Origin of the sequence: Ferruginibacter sp., assembly GCF_049840995.1 — a bacterium.
Lineage (GTDB): Bacteria > Bacteroidota > Bacteroidia > Chitinophagales > Chitinophagaceae > Ferruginibacter.
In genome coordinates, this window is record NZ_JASGIP010000004.1 from 38940 (window position 1) to 56152 (window position 17213).

Consider the following 17213-nt stretch of genomic DNA (forward strand, 5'->3'; position numbering starts at 1 on the left):
TAATCTTTAAAATTTAGTCCCCCTTTAGGGGACAGGGGCATGAGTTTAACTAAAGAACAGATAGCACAACGCATTGCGCAGGAATTGCAGGATGGTTATTATGTAAACCTGGGCATTGGCATACCCACACTGGTGGCCAATTATATACCTAAAGGTATAAACGTGGTATTGCAGAGTGAGAACGGTTTACTGGGTATGGGACCCTTTCCTGAAGCGGGAAAGGAGAACCCCGACCTTATTAATGCCGGCAAACAAACCATTACCACCATTGCCGGCTCTGCATTTTTTGATAGTGCCATGAGTTTTGGGATGATACGTGCCGGTAAGGTAGACCTTACCGTGCTGGGCGCCATGGAAGTAAGCGAAAAGGGCGATATAGCCAACTGGAAGATACCCGGTAAAATGGTAAAGGGCATGGGCGGCGCGATGGACCTGGTGGCCAGCGCCAAAAACATTATTGTAGCCATGATGCACACCAACCCCAAGGGCGAAAGCAAACTGCTGCCCCAATGTACGCTACCGCTTACGGGTAAGCGCTGTGTAAAAAAGATAGTAACCGAAATAGCGGTGATGGAAGTAACGGCCAATGGCTTTAAACTGCTGGAAAGGGCGCCGGGTGTAACTGTGGAAGAGATAGTTGCTAAAACCGCCGGTAAGCTAGTGGTGGAGGGTGATATAAAAGAAATGCAGTTTTAAACAAAAATTATACAAGCTATATATGCCAACCCGAAGCAACCGGTTGGCATTTTTTATAAACAGACCATTACGCACATGATAAAAGCCACTGCAAAAGATAAAGCCTTTATAATAAACCTGCTGGCCGCCTGCTTTGCAGATAATAAGAGCGTTAACTATATTATGGCACCCAACGGTAATAAGCAGCAAAGGATTAAGTCATTGATGGATTACTCCTTTGAAGTATGCCATCGCTTTGGCGAAGTGTTTTTAAATGATGAAAGAACTGCTTGTGCATTGATATTATACCTTGATAAAAAGAAAAACGACTTTGCAACCTTGTCGAAGGATATTAAACTGGTACTTACCTATATTGGCATCGGTAACATCAATAAAGCAATAAAAAGAGAAGCTGCTGTAAATGCCTTGTACCCACATAAAAATATTTTTTACCTATGGTATATAGCTGTTGATACTACGCAGCAGCAAAAAGGCATCGGCACCGCTTTTTTGCAGGAAATAATGCAATATGCCAACACGCTTAATAAAGATATTTACCTGGAAACCTCCACAGCACAAAATATTGATTGGTATACAAAGATGGGTTTTGAATTGTACAAGGAACTGGATCTTACCTATACGTTGAGTTGCTTTAGAAAGCAACAATAATACCTTGCCATAACGGTACGGCATCTTTAAATGCAGGTTGCTTATTTGATAAGCAACCCTGCTGATTGAATTACAAACCCTGCTGATTAAATACGCTACAATGCTAATTAGATAAGCTACGTTGCTTATTTGATAAGCAACATACCCAATTAAATAAGCAACCTTGCTGATTTGATTGGCAACGAGTGTAATTAGATAAGCTACGTTGCTTATTTAATAAGCAGGGTTGCTTGCTTTGTACCTAACCAGCGATATTAAATTACTCAGATTGCTAACTTAATAACTCTTATGCCTACACTGTAATGTTTGGTTGCTTTCGCCTTTTTTATAGGATGTGTTACTGCTTTGCAAAAATTTTCACTTACTGCAACGGGTAGCTGCACAAGGCCGTCTTTTAAATTAATCAAACCCTTGTTAATATGGCATTTAAAAAAAAGAGCACCAGCCATTATGATAAAGCCGTTACCCGGCTGGCTGCTTTACGATCCATCGATAACAATATGGACCTTGGTAACGGCCTTAGCATTGCGGTGTACGACAGCGCCGTAAACGACCTGCGCCACAAAATTGATGCGTACAACACCTACCTGAGCCAGGTAGATGAAAAGCGCAACCTGGCCGAAGCCAGCGAACTAACCCTGCGAGACCTTAGCGAGCGCATGCTGGCCGGTGTAGCCAGTAAGTTTGGCAAAAACTCCGACGAGTATGAGAAGGCGGGAGGGAAGAAAAAGAGTGACAGGAAGAAGGTGGTGCGAGTGAAGAAGGAGCCGGGAGTGTAAAAAGATAAAAGAGCCAAACGGCTCTTTTATCTTTTTATATGTTTTCAATTATTTCTTCCCATCCAACACCTTTTGCAACAACTCCACCTTCTCCTTTTCACTCTGCAACAAACGTTCGTAGAGTTTTTTATTTTCTTCCATTGCTTCTACAAATTTATCAAGCGGATTGAAATTGCAGTGTTCGTTCTTTTGATAACCAATAGCATTATCATAATTAGTGGAGATAATATTGACCGCCGCTTCTTCATCAAAATTCCTGATCGCATCCACCGGTACTTTCAAATACCCTGCTATCTGTTGTAGTAATTTATCATCTATGTTTTCTTTCTGCTCCAGCAGCGATATCTTTTGCTGGTTCCAGTCATCGCCCATGTCAATGGCCAGTGCATCCTGCTTAATGCCCAGCATCTCCCTAAAGCGTTTTACATTGCGGCCCTGGTGTATTGTTTTTTCCATATAGTATTTGATTGTGTGGTTACAAATATAATAGTTTTAAAAGGATACGATGTTGTGTAAAACACCCACAGCCACGGATAAATTACATGCGGGGAGAAGCGCAATGCAATTGGAGAGGGCGCAAAGGAATTGCGCTGCACAAAAATCCCCCTGATCACTCAAGGGGACTAATGCTGACATGCAATCCTAGTTTGTGTTGGTAATTAAACTCTTGGTGCCGCGGCCAGTATTTCTTCGCTGGCGCCGCTGGCGTATTTTTCAAAATTCTTTACAAATTCCGCAGCCAGTTCCCTTGCTTTTTTATCAAAGGCTTCGGGTGTAGGCCATGTATTGCGTGCATTTAAAATTTCGGATGGTACATTGGGGCAGGTTTTTGGTATAGCCAGTTTAAACCAGGGCGTGGTATCGTATTCCACGTTATCCAACTGGCCTTCCAGCGCTGCTGTAATCATAGCCCTTGTATAGGCCAGCTTCATTCTTTTACCAATACCATAAGGGCCGCCGCTCCAGCCGGTATTTACAAGCCATACTTTTACATTGTGCTCCTTCATTTTTTTACCCAGCATTTCGGCATACTGTGCAGGGTGCAGTGGTAAAAATGGTGCACCAAAGCAGGCACTAAAGGTTGATTTTGGTTCGGTAACACCGGCTTCGGTACCTGCTACCTTGGCGGTGTAGCCACTGATGAACTGGTACATCGTCTGCCCCGGTGTAAGCCTGCTGATGGGAGGCAATACGCCATACGCATCGCAGGTTAAAAAGAAGATGTTCTTCGGTATTTTTCCAATAGATGGTTCCAGCGCATTGCTGATAAAATCCAACGGATAACTTACCCTCGTGTTCTCGGTTATTTTTTTACTGCTGAAGTCGATCTTGTTGGTGCCTTCAATAAATGTTACGTTCTCTACCAGTGCACCCGGTTTAATGGCATTGTATATTTCCGGTTCTTTCTCTTCACTCAGGTCGATACATTTTGCGTAGCAACCGCCTTCAAAATTAAATACGCCGTTGTTGGTCCAGCCGTGCTCATCATCGCCTATCAGCATACGGTTGGGGTCGGCGCTTAAGGTGGTTTTGCCGGTACCGCTCAAGCCGAAAAAGATGGCGGTATCGCCATTGGCGCCCATGTTGGCGCTGCAGTGCATGCTTAATACATTGGCCTTTTGCGGCAGCACATAATTCAGCATGGTAAAGATGCCTTTCTTCATTTCGCCGGTGTAGCCGGTGCCGCCGATCAAAATGGTTTTGTGTGTAAAGCTTAACACAGCAAAGTTCTCGGCCCTTGTTCCGTCCACAGCAGGGTCGGCTTTAAAGCCCGGCGCCTGTATAATATGCCATTGCGGGGCAAAATTTTCCAGGTCCTTTTCTTCGGGACGGATAAACATATTGTAGCAGAACAAATTGCTCCATGGGTTTTCGTTGATCACCCTTAAGCTGAGGCGGTAATTTTCATCGGCGCAGGCAAAGCAATCCCGTACCCAGATATCTTTTGTACTTAGGTACTGCAGCATTTTTTCTTTCAGCTGAAAGAAAAATTTTTCTTCGATAGCGATGTTGAAGTCGTTCCAGTGAACGGTGTTTTCGGTGATCGCATCTTTTACTGTGAATTTGTCTTTTGGGCTGCGGCCGGTAAATTTACCGGTGTTGATCACTAAGGCGCCAGTATCGTTTAAAACACCTTCGCCGCGTTGTATGGTTTGTTCTGTTAATTCTTCGGGGTGTAATTGGTAGTGAATTTCGCCTGACGGATTTAAGCCTAAATTAACCAATGCATTTTTAGGCAAGGCAATCATCGTTGGTACTGACATGGCAACAAATTTTTGGTTTAGTTTTTTATGCAATCGTTCCCGCAAAGGTATATCATGCGCTTTTTAGGCGCCTGCCGGCGGAATGAATGAGTTTGAAATGCCTGTACGCAAACGATTGCGTAAATTCAATTATTGTGTGTTTTATTGAAAATCCTCAAATATTGGCCTAAAAAGGTTGAATGCATTGAATATTTTTTAATTGAAACCGCGGAAAAACGGGGGATTTTGCTTGCCCAAAATAGGTTTGGGCCACTCGCTTAGGTTTTTGCTGGCGCAAAAAGGGGTTAGCCACGGATTACACGGATTAACACGGATTTTTTGGTTTTGCTGGCGCAAAACTGGGTTGGCCACGGATTACACGAATTAACACGGATTTTGAGTACTGGTTTTAAAGGTTTTGTGTTTTATCTGTGAAAATCCGTGTAATCCGTGGCCGGTTTTCTTAATTGTTTATATTGCAGTTTAAACGATAACGCATGAAATATCTTCCACTTAACCCCCAGATCTTCATCGACAACCGCAAAAGGTTCGCCGGCAAAATGGAGAAAAATGCCATTGCCATCTTTAACAGCAACGACGAATTGCCTACCAATGGCGACGCCTTATTTAAGTTTAAACAGAATACCGACCTTTTCTGGCTAACGGGTATTGAGCAGGAAGACAGCATGCTGGTTTTGTACCCCGATAACCCCGACCCCAAGTACCGCGAAGTACTGGTACTGGTGCGCCCCAACGAGCTGAAAGAAAAATGGGACGGCCACCGTTTAAGGGTGCAGGAGGCCAAAGCCATTTCGGGTATTCAAACCATCATTTGGCTGGATACGCTGGATGGTATGCTGCAACCCTGGATACACTGGGCCGACAGCATTTACCTGAACACGAACGAGAACGACCGCAAGGCCAATCTTGTTCCGGTTAGGGATTACCGTTATATAAAGCAAATGAAGCGCCGCTATCCTTTGCATACCTATAAACGCAGTGCGCAAATATTGAAAGAACTGCGGGGCATTAAATCGGCGCTAGAAGTGGAAGTGCTGCAGAAGGCCATTGATATTACCGACAATACTTTCCGGCATTTACTGCAGTTCATCAAACCCGGTGTGATGGAATATGAAATTGAAGCGGAGATCTATCACCAGTTTATGAAGCAACGCAGCGCTGGACCTGCTTACGGCAGCATTATTGCCAGCGGCGACAGGGCCAGAACCTTGCACTATGTAGAGAACAACCAGGAATGCAAAGATGGCGAACTGATACTGATGGACTTTGGTGCGGAGTATGGTAATTATTGCGCCGACCTTACAAGAACTATTCCTGTGAATGGTAAATTCGGCCGCAGGCAAAAAATAGTGTACAATGCCTGCCTGCATTTGCACCATTATGCTGCCAGTATTTTAAAACCGGGCATCAGCATTTTAGATTATACCGAAAAAGTGGGCGAAGAAGCCACCCAGGTTTTTTTAAAGATCGGTTTGCTGCGTAAAAGCGATGTAAAGAATGAAGACCCGGAAAACAGGGCGTATAGGAAATATTTGTACCATGGTATTTCGCACCATTTAGGTATTGATGTGCACGACCTGGGTACAAGAACGGAACCTATTAAACCGGGCATGGTGTTTACTATTGAGCCAGGTATTTATATTGAAGAAGAAAAGATGGGGGTGAGGATCGAGAATAATTTCTGGATCACAAAGAGTGGTAATAAAGACCTGATGAAGAATATACCGATAACGGTGGAGGAGATTGAGGCGTTGATGAAAGTGTAACGAATTTTTTATTCGTTCCTTTATTCACGAAGTGAATAAATTTTGGCCACGGATTACACGGATTAACACGGATGATTTAGTGCAACGAATTTTTTATTCGTTCATCCTCTTGGAGGATTGAAGGGAACGAATAGGAAATTCGTTGTGCGTATTGAAAAGAACGAATAGGAAATTCGTTACACGCTATATCTTGTTGCCTTCTATACGGTTCAGGAAAACATCGCGGTAGGTTTCGCCGATGGGTATTACTTCGGTGCCGATGAAGATGCGGTTTCTTTCGATGGTATCAATTTTATTTAAAGCGATGATATAGGATTTGTGCACCCGCATAAATTGCTGACCGGGCAGGTGCTGCTCAAATGTTTTTAGGTTTTGCAGCGTGATCAGTTTTTCTTTGGTGGTTTGTATGCTGATATAATCTTTCAATCCTTCTACAAAAAGAATTTCGTTCAAATTTACTTTCACCATCTTGCTATCTGTTTTGATGAATATGTAACCATCATCTATAGCAGGGGTTCTCTGGTTGCTTGCGGTATTGGTGGTGGTGATCTTGTGGATGGCTTTTAAAAATCTTTCGTAGGTAATAGGTTTCAGTAAATAATCGGTGATGTTGTATTCATAGCCTTCCAAAGCATAATCGGTATAAGCGGTGGTCAATATCACACGGTAATTATTGCCCAGTATTTTTAATACCTGTATGCCCGACAATTCCGGCATCTGCACATCTAAAAAAATAATATCCACTTCATTTTTCTGGATAAACTGAATGGCTTCAAATGCATCCGTACCTGCAAAGCTGAGGAAAAGATTTTCTGTATCACTGATATACTTGCTCAGCAATTCCACCGCCAAAGGTTCATCATCCAGTATTACACATTTCATTGGTCTACTAAGTTTATCTGCAATTTACATTGATAAATATTCTCCTCCTGCTGCACATTTAAAGTATAGCGGTTAGGGTATAATAATGCCAAACGTTTCTTTACATTTTCCAGCCCGATACCCGATGAAGTATCCTTGTTATTATGATTGATATAATTGGAAGTGGTCAATGAAAGATCATTACCCTGCACATCAATAGTAATGTGCAGGGGCTTATCAGCATTATTAATGATGCCATGCTTGAACATGTTTTCTATAAACGGTATCAATATCAACGGAGCAATCTTTTGCTGGGCAATAGCCCCGTTTACCTGGTATACCACAATATTTTTATTGTTTAAACGGATGGTCTGCAGTTCAATAAAGCTGCTGATGTATTCAATTTCGTGTTGCAGGCTTACTTTTTCTGCATTGCTGTCCTTATACATATACCGCATCAACAGGGATAGTTTTTCAATGCTGGGCAATGCCTTATCAGAATTACTGCTTACCAGCGAGTAAATATTATTGAGCGTATTGAAAAGGAAATGCGGATTTACCTGGTTCTTTAAAAAAGAAAGTTCTGCCGATCTCTTCTCTTCCAGTAACTGGTATTTTTCTTTTTGTGTTTTTATGTTGTCATCTATCACCCACAGTAACACACTCATTACGATCAATACACCGCCAAAATAAATATTGTCGAAAATATAGTAGCTAACAGGGGTGCCACGGCTATAATTGGTAATGCCGAACCATTTTAACAGCAATACTTCCTGTATGCTGTAGCGAAGCAAGATAAAAGCTGCCAGCAATAATATCCAGCCGGCCCATGCTTTTACAATGCGGCTCTTTTTATAAAAATGCGGCAGTATAAAAAAATAATTGAAGTAGAATATAGCAGGGAAAAGCAGGTACTGGCTGATAGTGATGGGGTTGAAATAAAAGCTCAAACTCCTCGGCGCTTTTGAAACGAAGAGCTGGCCCACCGTATCGTCCCACGCAAAGGTGTGGAACCAGAACAAGGCGTGCAACAGTATTTTCTGAGACTTTTTCATGCTGTAAAAATAAGCGCCCGGCGGCATACCGTGGTGCTGTATCTGCCAACACCCCTTTTTATCCGACGAACCGGCGGCGGGCATTTGCCGCAGATTAAAGCCTGTTGGTATAATAAAAATAAATACGGGGAAGATCGGAGGCAATTTTACAGCAACAAATAAAGTATAGCCATGAAAAAATTATTTACAGTGTTTTGTATTCTTTTAAACGCCCTTGTTTTCGGCCAGCAGAAAACCATCAGCGGTAAAGTGCTGAACGGGAAAAATGAACCTGTTGCTTATGCCAATATTGCGCTGGTGAATATTACTACCAGTAAAACAGTAAAAGGTACCCTTAGCGACAGCCTGGGTAATTTTATTATTGCTGTTGCGGCCAACGGTAATTTTAAACTGCAGGTAACCAATACAGGTTTTGAACCCTATCATTCCGCACCCTTTTTGCTGGACTCTGCTCATACAGCAGTAAACATGCCGGCCATCACTTTATCTGAAAAATTTGAGACCAATAAAGCCGTGGTGGTACAAGCCAAGAAAAAATTTATTGAGATACAGGCCGATAAAACGGTACTGAATATTGAGAACAGTGTGGTGGCAGTAGGTAACTCTGCTTTTGAACTCATTAAAAAAGCGCCTGCTGTTACGGTGGATAAAGATGATAATTTAAAACTAAAGGGCAGCGTTGCCAGCATTTATGTAGATGGTAAACCTTTTTATTTAACCGGCGAACAGCTGACGCAATACCTGAAGAACCTGGATGCAGATGCCATCAGCAAGAATAGAGATCATTGGCAACCCCAGCAGTAAATATGATGCTGCCGGTTTAACAGGTATCATCAATATTAAACTGAAAAAGAATAAACTGTTCGGCACCAATGGCAACTATACTTTTGGTAGTGGTTATGGCCGCTATCCAAAAGTGAGCTCGGCGCTTTCGCTCAATCACCGCAATAAGAACATCAATGTTTTTGGCGATGGTTATATTGGCTACAGCAACAGTTTTAATAAACTTACGTACAACAGCATCATTGTAAATAATACTACTACCACTTACCAGGACAGGGATAATTACTGGCATCCTAAAACAGTCTGGAATTCTTTTAAGATAGGTGCCGATTATAACCTGAGCAAAAAAACAGTCATTGGTGTGTTGATAAAAGGAAATGGAGAACATGAAAAATCCATTACCGATAACAATACTTTTTTCAGGGATGCGAATGGCAAAGTGTTTAACAGCATTTTTACCAAAAAAAATTATGATGAAAAGACGAATAATATCAGCTACAATGTGAACCTTAAAACAGAAATTGACAGCGCCGGCAGCGAGTTACTGTTTGATGCCGACTATGTTACTTTTAAAAGAACGGCAGCCGATGATGATTACAATCATTTTTATGATGCCAATGGTAACAGCTATCGCGATCCTTATATTTTCAGGAATGCAAGCCCTGCGGATATCAATATCAGGTCGGCAAAACTCGATCTTACAAAATGGATCAATAAAAATTTGAAGATAGAGACCGGTGCTAAATACAGCAGCGTGGAAAACAATAATTATCTGCAAGTAGATTCGTTGAGTGGTGATAAATGGATGACCGATAATGGCCGCACCAATACTTTTATTTACAAAGAACGCATTGCAGCAGGGTATTTTAATTTTACCAAAGAATGGAAAAAGATAAGCCTGCAGATGGGCCTGCGTTTTGAGAATACCGATTACTCCGGCAACAGTATTACGCTGCACCAGGTGCACGACAGCAGTTACAGCAATCTTTTTCCCAGCGCCTTCTTTACTTACCATCAAAATGATAAGAATACCTGGAACATCAGTTATTCCCGCCGCATCAACCGGCCATCTTATCAATCGTTGAATCCTTTTATCACTTTTATTGATCCCTATACACAGTTTGAAGGCAACCCGAATTTAAAACCCAGTTTTTCTCAATCGGTGGAAGTGAAACACAGTTATGCTGATTTTCTTTTTACAACATTAAGTTACAGTTACACCAAAGCGCAAAGTACCAATGTGATATTGCAGGATAAGCAAACGGGTAAGGTAAATAACATTACCGCTAATGTGGGCAATTCATCTTACCTGGCGCTGGATATTACCACCAGCCTGCAACCTTATAGCTGGTGGAGCATGGATAATAACGTTAGTTTCAACACGGGCAATTCCAATTCCACTTATCCCGGTTATGAATTTGATCAGAACTTTTTTGGTATGGATCTCAGCACCAGTCATTCTTTTACATTGCCTAAAAAGATCAAATTACAAACCAGTGCTTATTATGGTACACCATCCCGCAGCGGCATTGCAAGGGTACGTTCTTACTATGGTGTAAGTGCAGGTTTACAAAAGTCGTTGTGGAATAACAAAGCCTCTTTCAAGATCAATTTCAATAATATCATCGGGCCATCGGCTTACCGGGCAAGGTATGTGAGCGATAACCTGAACATTAAATGGATCAATCAATGGGAAGGCCGCCGGGTGAACATCAGCTTTAATTATAAATTCGGTAATAATAATGTAAAGGCGAGCCGCCAGCACAATTCGGCTTCGCAGGATGAAAAGAACAGGGTGAACTTGTAATAGCGAAGACGGGTAGGTTGTGAACTTTTGCAGCTCTTTAGAACGGGGACAGCAAAGGTTCACAACCTTTTGCATGCCATAAAGTATTACATTTGTGCAAACCAATAATACAACCCCGTTTGGTACTACCGGGTAATACTTTATGCAACGTCACATCCCCAATGTTTTTACACTGCTGAACTTATTTCTTGGCTGCATTGCGATTGTTTTTGCGCTGCAAACAGAAACCATTTCTATTTACGTGGATAATGAACTGAGTTCGCACTACAATATCCCTGAAAGAATATCGGTAGCTTCGTATTTTATTTTTGCAGCAGCTGTTATTGATTTTTTGGATGGCTTTGTGGCAAGGTTATTAAAAGCCACTTCCGAAATGGGCAAGCAACTGGATTCGCTGAGCGATGTGGTGAGTTTTGGTGTGGCGCCTTCGGTGATATTGTACCAGTTATTGAAGATCAGTTTTATTAAAGAAGAAGGCGGGCTGGATGTGTCCATAACCTGGCTGCTGCCGGCTTTTTTGGTAGCTTGTGCGGGCGCTTACCGTTTGGCAAGGTTCAATATCGATACCTCCCAATCCTACGGTTTTAAAGGGGTACCCATACCTGCTGCCGGTTTGCTGATCGCTTCTTTTCCGCTGATATTGCATTTTGGCAATAGCCTGGTGAATGTAAACGACCTGCTGACCAATAAATGGGTGCTGTATGCAATAATATTGGTGGTAAGCGTGCTGATGGTTTCCACGCTGCCCCTGATGACGCTTAAGTTCAAGGATTTTACGATCAAGAATAACCTGCCTAAGATAATTTTACTGGTAATTGCTGTTGTGGCCGCACTTCTTTTGCAATGGCTGGCGGTGCCGGTGGTATTCGTTATCTATATTATTTTATCTTTGCTCTACAAACAAAAACAATCATGACATATACAGTACAGGTAAAAGTGATGCCGCTGAAAGATCTTTTAGACCCGCAGGGAAAAGCAGTAATGGGCGGCTTGCAGAATTTAGGCATTAAGAATGTAGGCGATGTAAGGATCGGTAAACATATCGACCTGCAGGTGGAAGCCGGCAGCAAAGAAGAAGCACTGGCCGCTGCAGAAAATGCCGCGAAGAAGTTGCTTGCCAACCCGGTGATGGAATATTTTGAACTAACCGCTGTGTAATAATTGATAATTTTATAATGAATAATGGATAATACACTCGTTTTAAGGGGTACTCAGTTGCTAAGAGATCTTCAAACAGAAAAAATTATACATTGTTCATTGATCAATTATTCATTATAATTCATGCTGTATATCGTTCCTACTCCAATTGGTAACCTGGCCGATTTTACTTTCAGAGCGGTGGAGGTATTAAAATCTGTTGATCTTATCCTGGCAGAAGATACCCGTACTTCGGGCGTACTGCTGGCGCATTACCAGGTGCAAAAACCTATCTCACCTTATCATCAGCACAACGAACATAAAATTGTAACACACCTGGCCGAACAAATGATAGCCGGTAAGACCATTGCATTGCTAACGGATGCGGGTACACCGGGTATCAGTGATCCTGCTTTTTTACTGGTAAGAGAATGCGTGAAGCACAACATTAAAGTGGAATGCCTGCCCGGCGCCACTGCCTTTGTGCCGGCACTGGTGAACAGCGGGTTGCCGATGAACAGTTTTTGTTTTGAAGGTTTTTTCCACTAAAAAAAGGAAGACAAACGATGATGAAAAAGCTGGCGGAAGAAGAACGTACGATGGTGTTTTATGAAAGCCCGATGCGGCTGGTAAAAACGCTGAACGAATTCATACAATATTTCGGGGCCGAAAGGCAATGCTGTGTAAGTCGCGAACTCACTAAAAAGTTTGAAGAAAATAAAAGAGGTTCCTTGCAGGAAGTGCATGATCACTTTAATGAAAAAGCAGTGAAGGGGGAGATCGTGATCGTGGTACAGGGAAAAGAATAATATTATGATGATACGAAAGCTGCTACTGCTTTTTTGTATTGCAATCAATACCTGTTGCTTTGCACAGGACAGTAATATCTGGGGTAATATCTCAAGGGCCATCAATGCCCAACCCTATGCGGGGAAAAACTTCACGATACAGGTTGCCGCCAAAGTAATTGCCACCGATAAAACGGCGCAGGCCGGCATGTGGGTTTCTGTAATGAAAGAGAATAAGAAGAACGGCTTTTATAAGAATATGGCCGATGCACCCATTAAAGACAATCAATGGAAAGTGTATAGTATTTCGGGCAGGCTGGATAAAACAGCGGCCTATCTTACCATGGGTATGGGCTACAGCGATCGTGGTATTTTTTATTTTGACGATTTTAAATTTTTGGTGGAGAATGATGCGGGAGTAATGGAAGAAGTGCCTTTGATCAATAATGGTTTTGAAGAAGACAGTGTGCAATCGAAACATTCCTGGTGGCCCGGCAGCAATAAAAATTTTTATACCCTCTCCATTACTACTGAAGATGTATATTCCGGCAAGCATGCATTTAAAGCGGATGGTACTTCGTTGCTGGCTGCAAGAACTTATGGCAGCAATGATTCTGTTGGCAATTACGCCCATGTGAACGGCATTAAAATATATTATGAAACTTATGGTGCAGGCCAGCCCTTGTTATTGCTGCACGGTAATTCCTCTTCTATAAGAACTTTTGAAAAACAAATACCGGAATTAAGCAAACACTATAAGGTGATAGCGATAGACACCAGGGGGCAAGGGAAATCTACAGAAGATGGGAAGAAATACACCTACGATCTTTTTGCAGATGATGTAAATGCGCTGCTCGATCAACTGCATCTTGACAGTGTGAATATTGTGGGCTGGAGTGATGGTGGCAATACGGGACTTATTGTGGCAATGAAATATCCTGCAAAAGTTAAAAAACTGGTAACCATGGGGGCCAATGTATTTATTGACAATACGGTGGTTGATAAATCGGTATTTACTTCTCTTAATAAGGAAAAGAAAACACTAAGCAGCAGCAATGCTGCCAATGAGCAAAACAGGATACGGCTGATCGATCTTTTACTCACCGAACCGCAACATAGTTTTGCAGAATTGAAAAACATTCAATGCCCCGTGCTGGTAGTGGCGGGAGAAAATGATGTAATTAAAGAAGCGCATACAAAAGCCATTGCGGCAAATATTCCCCGTGCTGTATTGAAGATCATACCTAAGGCAACGCATTATTTTCCTTCGGAAGACCCTGGGAATTTTAACAAATTGGTGGAGGATTTTCTTAGAGGCCAGGGCCAATAGCATAAGTGGGGAAATGGGGCCGTTGACGGCCGGTGCTGCTCATCACATTTCAATTTTTTACTTCCTCAGTTTTTCCGACATTTACCGTTTATACAACAGGCATGAAGAAAATACTGGTGCTACTATTCATCGCAGCATCCTGTACAGCAGGGCGGAAGGGCCGGGCATTTGACAGAAAGACGCTCGACACGCTTACTGCTCCTTATTTTTGGGGCCGTGGCTATACTAAAGATGGTATGCAAAAGGCTGCCGGTTTTTTAGCAAATGAATTCAAGAGCTACGGACTGGAGGCTATGACAGATAATTACATGCAGCATTTCAGTTATCCTGTTAACACATTTCCCGGCAAAATGCAGGTGAACATAAATGGAAAAGATCTTGTACCCGGCGAGGATTTTATTGTAAGTCCCGAATCAAGAGGTGTAAAGGCGGAAGGCGAACTGGAAATGCAGGACGGCAATCAATTTGTGAACCGTAAAGATATGGTGCTGATAAAGATGCAGGATAAACTAACCTGGGATGTTGCGAAAAGTGTAGCCAATTACTCGTTGATACTGGTAGATAAAAAAGCGCTTCCAAAAATACCGGTTTCTTTTAAAGTGGATATTGAAAATGAACTGGTGAAGGATTTTAAAGCGGAGAATATATGCGGCATGGTGAAAGGCACTGTAAAGCCCGACTCTTTTATTTTCATCACAGCGCATTACGATCATTTAGGCGGCATGGGTGCCGATACTTATTTTCCCGGCGCCAATGATAATGCGAGTGGTGTTTCATTGTTGCTGAAACTGGCGCACTATTATGTAAAGCATCCACAAAAATATTCTATTGCATTTATTTGTTTTGCCGGAGAAGAAGCAGGATTGATAGGATCAAAATATTTTACAGAAAACCCATTGGTACCGTTAAAGCATATACGCTTTTTAATAAACACCGACCTTGCAGGCACGGGAGAAGAAGGTATCACTGTTGTAAATGCCACTGAATTTCCTAAAGAGTTTGCCATGATGAACGCGGTGAATGATAAAAGTAAATTGCTGGTAAAGATCAATTCGAGAGGTAAGGCTGCCAACAGTGATCATTATTTCTTTACCGAAAAAGGCGTGCCTTCTTTTTTCTTTTACACATTGGGTGGCATCAAGGCGTATCATGATGTATTTGACAAAGCAGCTACTTTGCCTATGAATAATCAGGAAAACCTGTTTAAACTGATCGTTGGGTTTAATAAAAAACTGATGGGTAATTGACCCGTTTTACAATAAAAAATTATACTAAAAGAAAATGAATATGATGAGAGTTTTTGTATTGATCGTTGGCCTTTTTCCTTTGATAAGTTTTGCACAGTCCGACAGGTGGCAGCAACGGGTGAAGTACACCATGAATATTGATATGGATGTAACCACCAACCGCTTCACCGGTACCCAAAAGCTGGAGTACACCAACAATTCGCCGGATGTGCTGCCGAAATTATTTTATCATTTGTACTTCAATGCATTTCAGCCCAACAGCAGCATGGATGTACGCAGCCAGGAGCTGGGTAAGAACGTGATCAACGGCCGTGGTGACTGGGATGCCAGGGTACGTGACAGGATATCGAAATTAAAAGATGATGAGATCGGTTATCAAAAGATCATCAGCCTGAAAATAAACGGTGTGCCGCAACCCTTCAAGTACCACGAAACCATACTGGAAGTGGACCTGGTAAAACCAATGGCGCCTAAAAGTAAACTGGTGATCGATATGCAGTTTGAAGCGCAGGTGCCCTTGCAGATCCGCAGGAGCGGAAGGGACAATCCTACCACCGGTGTGCGCTACAGTATGAGCCAGTGGTATCCTAAATTATGCGAGTATGATTATGAAGGATGGCACCCCACCCCTTATGTTGCCCGTGAATTTTACGGCGTATGGGGCGACTATGATGTGACCATTAATATCGATAAGGATTATAAACTGGGCGGTACCGGTGTAGTAGTGAATGCAGCAGAGATCGGCTGGGGATATGATGTACCCAACTCGCCTTTAAAACCCATTACAAAACCAAAACGTACCTGGCATTTTGTGGGCAACAATGTACACGATTTTATGTGGGCTGCTGATCCTGATTATATACATATCGTACGCAAAATGCCGAATGGCGGCCCTGTACTGAATGTATTGTACAATTATAAACCCAACGATACCAAGAACGATTCCGCATGGACATTGGTGGCAGATGCAGCCGTGGTTGCATTGCCTTACATGGAAAGCAAGTTTGGTAAATATCCTTACCCGCAATACTCTTTTATACAGGGCGGCGATGGCGGCATGGAATACCCGATGGGTACACTGCTGGTTGGTCCCGGTCTTGGCACTGTGTTTCATGAATGGATGCACAGCTGGTACCAGATGATGCTGGGCACCAACGAAAGCATGTATGCATGGATGGATGAAGGCTTTACCAGTTATGCAGAAGATGTGGTATCCAAATTCTATTATAAAAGATCATCGCTGGATGCTATGAAGGAATCTGCACAGCGTAATCCGAACAGGGGTCTTGCGGATCTTATCCCTTCTTTGCCTAATGATCATGCTGATGCTTATGCAAGTTATTTTTCGCTGGCAAAAAGCGGGTACGAGGAACCGTTAACTACGCATGCAGATCATTTCAATACCAATTTTGCTTATAGTGCAGCAGCTTATTCCAAAGGAGAAGTGTTCATGGAGCAGCTGGGGTATATTATCGGCGCTGGTGTAAGAGATAAAATGCTGCTGGAATATTATAACCAATGGCGCTTTAAACATCCCAACAGCAACGACCTGGTACAGGTGGCAGAAAAAGTAAGTGGCATAAAACTGGACTGGTATAAAGAATATTTCTGCAACACTACCAAGACCATCAATTATGCTATTGATAGTTTATGGGAAGAAGGCGGTGTATCTAAGATACGCTTGAAGAGGATCGGGCAGATGCCGATGCCGATAGACCTGCAGCTGACCTTTAAAGATGGTACTACGGAGATGCATTATATTCCATTGAACCTGATGTTTGGAGAAAAGCCCAACGAAAATCCTACTCAGAAAAGGGAAGTGCATGAAGAATGGCGCTGGACACATCCCACTTATGTAGTGGAAGTAAAACACCGGCTTACGGATATGACGGCAGTGGAGATAGATCCATCCAAACGGATGGCGGATGTGGAAAGGAAAAATAATTTGCTGGAATTAAAATGGTAGGAATTTACATGGTCAGACGGGGGCGTCAGACCATGTAAAAAGTATGGTCAGGCGAGGGTGCCAGACCATGTAAAAGCATGATCAGA

At 42.5% G+C, this 17213-nt stretch carries 17 protein-coding genes; 13 read left to right on the forward strand and 4 right to left on the reverse strand.

Annotated elements, in window-relative coordinates; genetic code table 11:
* The first annotated feature begins 39 nt into the window (after positions 1–39).
* From QM738_RS10965 to QM738_RS10975, 3 genes are all read left to right on the forward strand, one after another.
* A complete protein-coding gene (locus QM738_RS10965) occupies positions 40–696 on the forward strand; it encodes a CoA transferase subunit B (RefSeq protein ID WP_462276757.1) in 657 nt (218 codons plus the stop codon).
* 75 nt (positions 697–771) lie between these two features.
* Entirely contained in the window at positions 772–1344 is a 573-nt protein-coding gene (locus tag QM738_RS10970; RefSeq protein ID WP_462276758.1) for a GNAT family N-acetyltransferase, read from the forward strand.
* Positions 1345–1763: 419 nt separating this feature from the next.
* A complete protein-coding gene (locus QM738_RS10975) occupies positions 1764–2123 on the forward strand; it encodes a hypothetical protein (RefSeq protein ID WP_462276759.1) in 360 nt (119 codons plus the stop codon).
* A 48-nt stretch (positions 2124–2171) separates the two neighbouring features.
* Here QM738_RS10975 and QM738_RS10980 read toward each other — a convergent pair whose 3' ends face one another.
* Entirely contained in the window at positions 2172–2579 is a 408-nt protein-coding gene (locus QM738_RS10980) for a helix-turn-helix domain-containing protein (RefSeq protein WP_462276760.1), read from the reverse strand.
* A 203-nt stretch (positions 2580–2782) separates the two neighbouring features.
* Positions 2783–4387 carry a phosphoenolpyruvate carboxykinase (ATP) gene (gene pckA / locus QM738_RS10985; RefSeq protein WP_462276761.1) on the reverse strand — a complete coding sequence of 535 codons (1605 nt, stop codon included), beginning with the start codon at positions 4385–4387 and terminating at the stop codon, positions 2783–2785.
* Between the two features lie 476 nt (positions 4388–4863).
* Between pckA and QM738_RS10990 the strand changes: the two genes are divergently transcribed.
* On the forward strand, positions 4864–6153 hold the full coding sequence (locus QM738_RS10990; RefSeq protein WP_462276762.1) for an aminopeptidase P family protein: 1290 nt from the start codon (positions 4864–4866) through the stop codon (positions 6151–6153).
* A 183-nt stretch (positions 6154–6336) separates the two neighbouring features.
* On the opposite strand, the gene QM738_RS10995 is transcribed toward QM738_RS10990, so the two are convergent.
* Positions 6337–7035: a LytR/AlgR family response regulator transcription factor gene (locus tag QM738_RS10995; RefSeq protein ID WP_462276763.1), complete on the reverse strand. Its 699-nt coding sequence runs from the start codon at positions 7033–7035 to the stop codon at positions 6337–6339.
* The gene (locus QM738_RS11000; protein WP_462276764.1) at positions 7032–8069 is read right to left on the reverse strand and encodes a sensor histidine kinase; all 1038 of its coding nucleotides are present in this window, start codon (positions 8067–8069) and stop codon (positions 7032–7034) included. Before QM738_RS11000 ends, QM738_RS10995 begins: the two co-directional genes overlap by 4 nt.
* Positions 8070–8240: 171 nt before the next feature.
* Here QM738_RS11000 and QM738_RS11005 point away from each other — a divergent pair, with 171 nt between their 5' ends.
* The 9 genes from QM738_RS11005 to QM738_RS11045 all read left to right on the forward strand — a co-directional run bounded on the left by QM738_RS11005 (position 8241) and on the right by QM738_RS11045 (position 17127).
* Positions 8241–8873 (forward strand): carboxypeptidase-like regulatory domain-containing protein, encoded by a 633-nt coding sequence (locus QM738_RS11005; protein WP_462276765.1) that lies wholly within the window; start codon positions 8241–8243, stop codon positions 8871–8873.
* On the forward strand, positions 8830–10659 hold the full coding sequence (locus tag QM738_RS11010; protein WP_462276766.1) for an outer membrane beta-barrel family protein: 1830 nt from the start codon (positions 8830–8832) through the stop codon (positions 10657–10659). The genes QM738_RS11005 and QM738_RS11010 overlap by 44 nt, the downstream gene beginning before the upstream one ends.
* A 142-nt stretch (positions 10660–10801) precedes the next feature.
* Positions 10802–11575, forward strand: coding sequence for a CDP-diacylglycerol--serine O-phosphatidyltransferase (pssA, locus tag QM738_RS11015; RefSeq protein ID WP_462276767.1), 774 nt, complete (start codon positions 10802–10804; stop codon positions 11573–11575).
* Positions 11572–11817 (forward strand): phosphoribosylformylglycinamidine synthase subunit PurS, encoded by a 246-nt coding sequence (gene purS / locus QM738_RS11020; RefSeq protein ID WP_462276768.1) that lies wholly within the window; start codon positions 11572–11574, stop codon positions 11815–11817. The genes pssA and purS overlap by 4 nt, the downstream gene beginning before the upstream one ends.
* Before the next feature lie 123 nt (positions 11818–11940).
* On the forward strand, positions 11941–12345 hold the full coding sequence (gene rsmI, locus QM738_RS11025) for a 16S rRNA (cytidine(1402)-2'-O)-methyltransferase (RefSeq protein WP_462276769.1): 405 nt from the start codon (positions 11941–11943) through the stop codon (positions 12343–12345).
* A 17-nt stretch (positions 12346–12362) separates the two neighbouring features.
* Positions 12363–12605, forward strand: coding sequence for a hypothetical protein (locus tag QM738_RS11030; RefSeq protein WP_462276770.1), 243 nt, complete (start codon positions 12363–12365; stop codon positions 12603–12605).
* 4 nt (positions 12606–12609) lie between these two features.
* Positions 12610–13914 carry an alpha/beta fold hydrolase gene (locus tag QM738_RS11035; protein ID WP_462276771.1) on the forward strand — a complete coding sequence of 435 codons (1305 nt, stop codon included), beginning with the start codon at positions 12610–12612 and terminating at the stop codon, positions 13912–13914.
* A 101-nt stretch (positions 13915–14015) separates the two neighbouring features.
* Positions 14016–15161, forward strand: a complete 1146-nt coding sequence (locus QM738_RS11040; protein WP_462276772.1) for a M28 family metallopeptidase — start codon at positions 14016–14018, stop codon at positions 15159–15161.
* A 40-nt stretch (positions 15162–15201) separates the two neighbouring features.
* Positions 15202–17127, forward strand: a complete 1926-nt coding sequence (locus QM738_RS11045; protein WP_462276773.1) for a M1 family metallopeptidase — start codon at positions 15202–15204, stop codon at positions 17125–17127.
* Positions 17128–17213: the final 86 nt, after the last annotated feature.

What these genes read in the sequence shown, in the direction of transcription:
- QM738_RS10980 (WP_462276760.1), bottom strand. Translation starts at nt 2,579, where the DNA reads ATGGAAAAAACAATACACCAGGGCCGCAATGTAAAACGCTTTAGGGAG.
- QM738_RS10990 (WP_462276762.1), top strand. Translation starts at nt 4,864, where the DNA reads ATGAAATATCTTCCACTTAACCCCCAGATCTTCATCGACAACCGCAAA.
- QM738_RS10975 (WP_462276759.1), top strand. Translation starts at nt 1,764, where the DNA reads ATGGCATTTAAAAAAAAGAGCACCAGCCATTATGATAAAGCCGTTACC.
- QM738_RS11035 (WP_462276771.1), top strand. Translation starts at nt 12,610, where the DNA reads ATGATGATACGAAAGCTGCTACTGCTTTTTTGTATTGCAATCAATACC.
- QM738_RS11030 (WP_462276770.1), top strand. Translation starts at nt 12,363, where the DNA reads ATGATGAAAAAGCTGGCGGAAGAAGAACGTACGATGGTGTTTTATGAA.
- QM738_RS11000 (WP_462276764.1), bottom strand. Translation starts at nt 8,069, where the DNA reads ATGAAAAAGTCTCAGAAAATACTGTTGCACGCCTTGTTCTGGTTCCAC.
- QM738_RS11010 (WP_462276766.1), top strand. Translation starts at nt 8,830, where the DNA reads ATGCCATCAGCAAGAATAGAGATCATTGGCAACCCCAGCAGTAAATAT.
- QM738_RS11045 (WP_462276773.1), top strand. Translation starts at nt 15,202, where the DNA reads ATGATGAGAGTTTTTGTATTGATCGTTGGCCTTTTTCCTTTGATAAGT.
- QM738_RS10965 (WP_462276757.1), top strand. Translation starts at nt 40, where the DNA reads ATGAGTTTAACTAAAGAACAGATAGCACAACGCATTGCGCAGGAATTG.
- QM738_RS10995 (WP_462276763.1), bottom strand. Translation starts at nt 7,035, where the DNA reads ATGAAATGTGTAATACTGGATGATGAACCTTTGGCGGTGGAATTGCTG.
- pckA (WP_462276761.1), bottom strand. Translation starts at nt 4,387, where the DNA reads ATGTCAGTACCAACGATGATTGCCTTGCCTAAAAATGCATTGGTTAAT.
- QM738_RS11005 (WP_462276765.1), top strand. Translation starts at nt 8,241, where the DNA reads ATGAAAAAATTATTTACAGTGTTTTGTATTCTTTTAAACGCCCTTGTT.
- pssA (WP_462276767.1), top strand. Translation starts at nt 10,802, where the DNA reads ATGCAACGTCACATCCCCAATGTTTTTACACTGCTGAACTTATTTCTT.
- QM738_RS11040 (WP_462276772.1), top strand. Translation starts at nt 14,016, where the DNA reads ATGAAGAAAATACTGGTGCTACTATTCATCGCAGCATCCTGTACAGCA.
- rsmI (WP_462276769.1), top strand. Translation starts at nt 11,941, where the DNA reads ATGCTGTATATCGTTCCTACTCCAATTGGTAACCTGGCCGATTTTACT.
- purS (WP_462276768.1), top strand. Translation starts at nt 11,572, where the DNA reads ATGACATATACAGTACAGGTAAAAGTGATGCCGCTGAAAGATCTTTTA.
- QM738_RS10970 (WP_462276758.1), top strand. Translation starts at nt 772, where the DNA reads ATGATAAAAGCCACTGCAAAAGATAAAGCCTTTATAATAAACCTGCTG.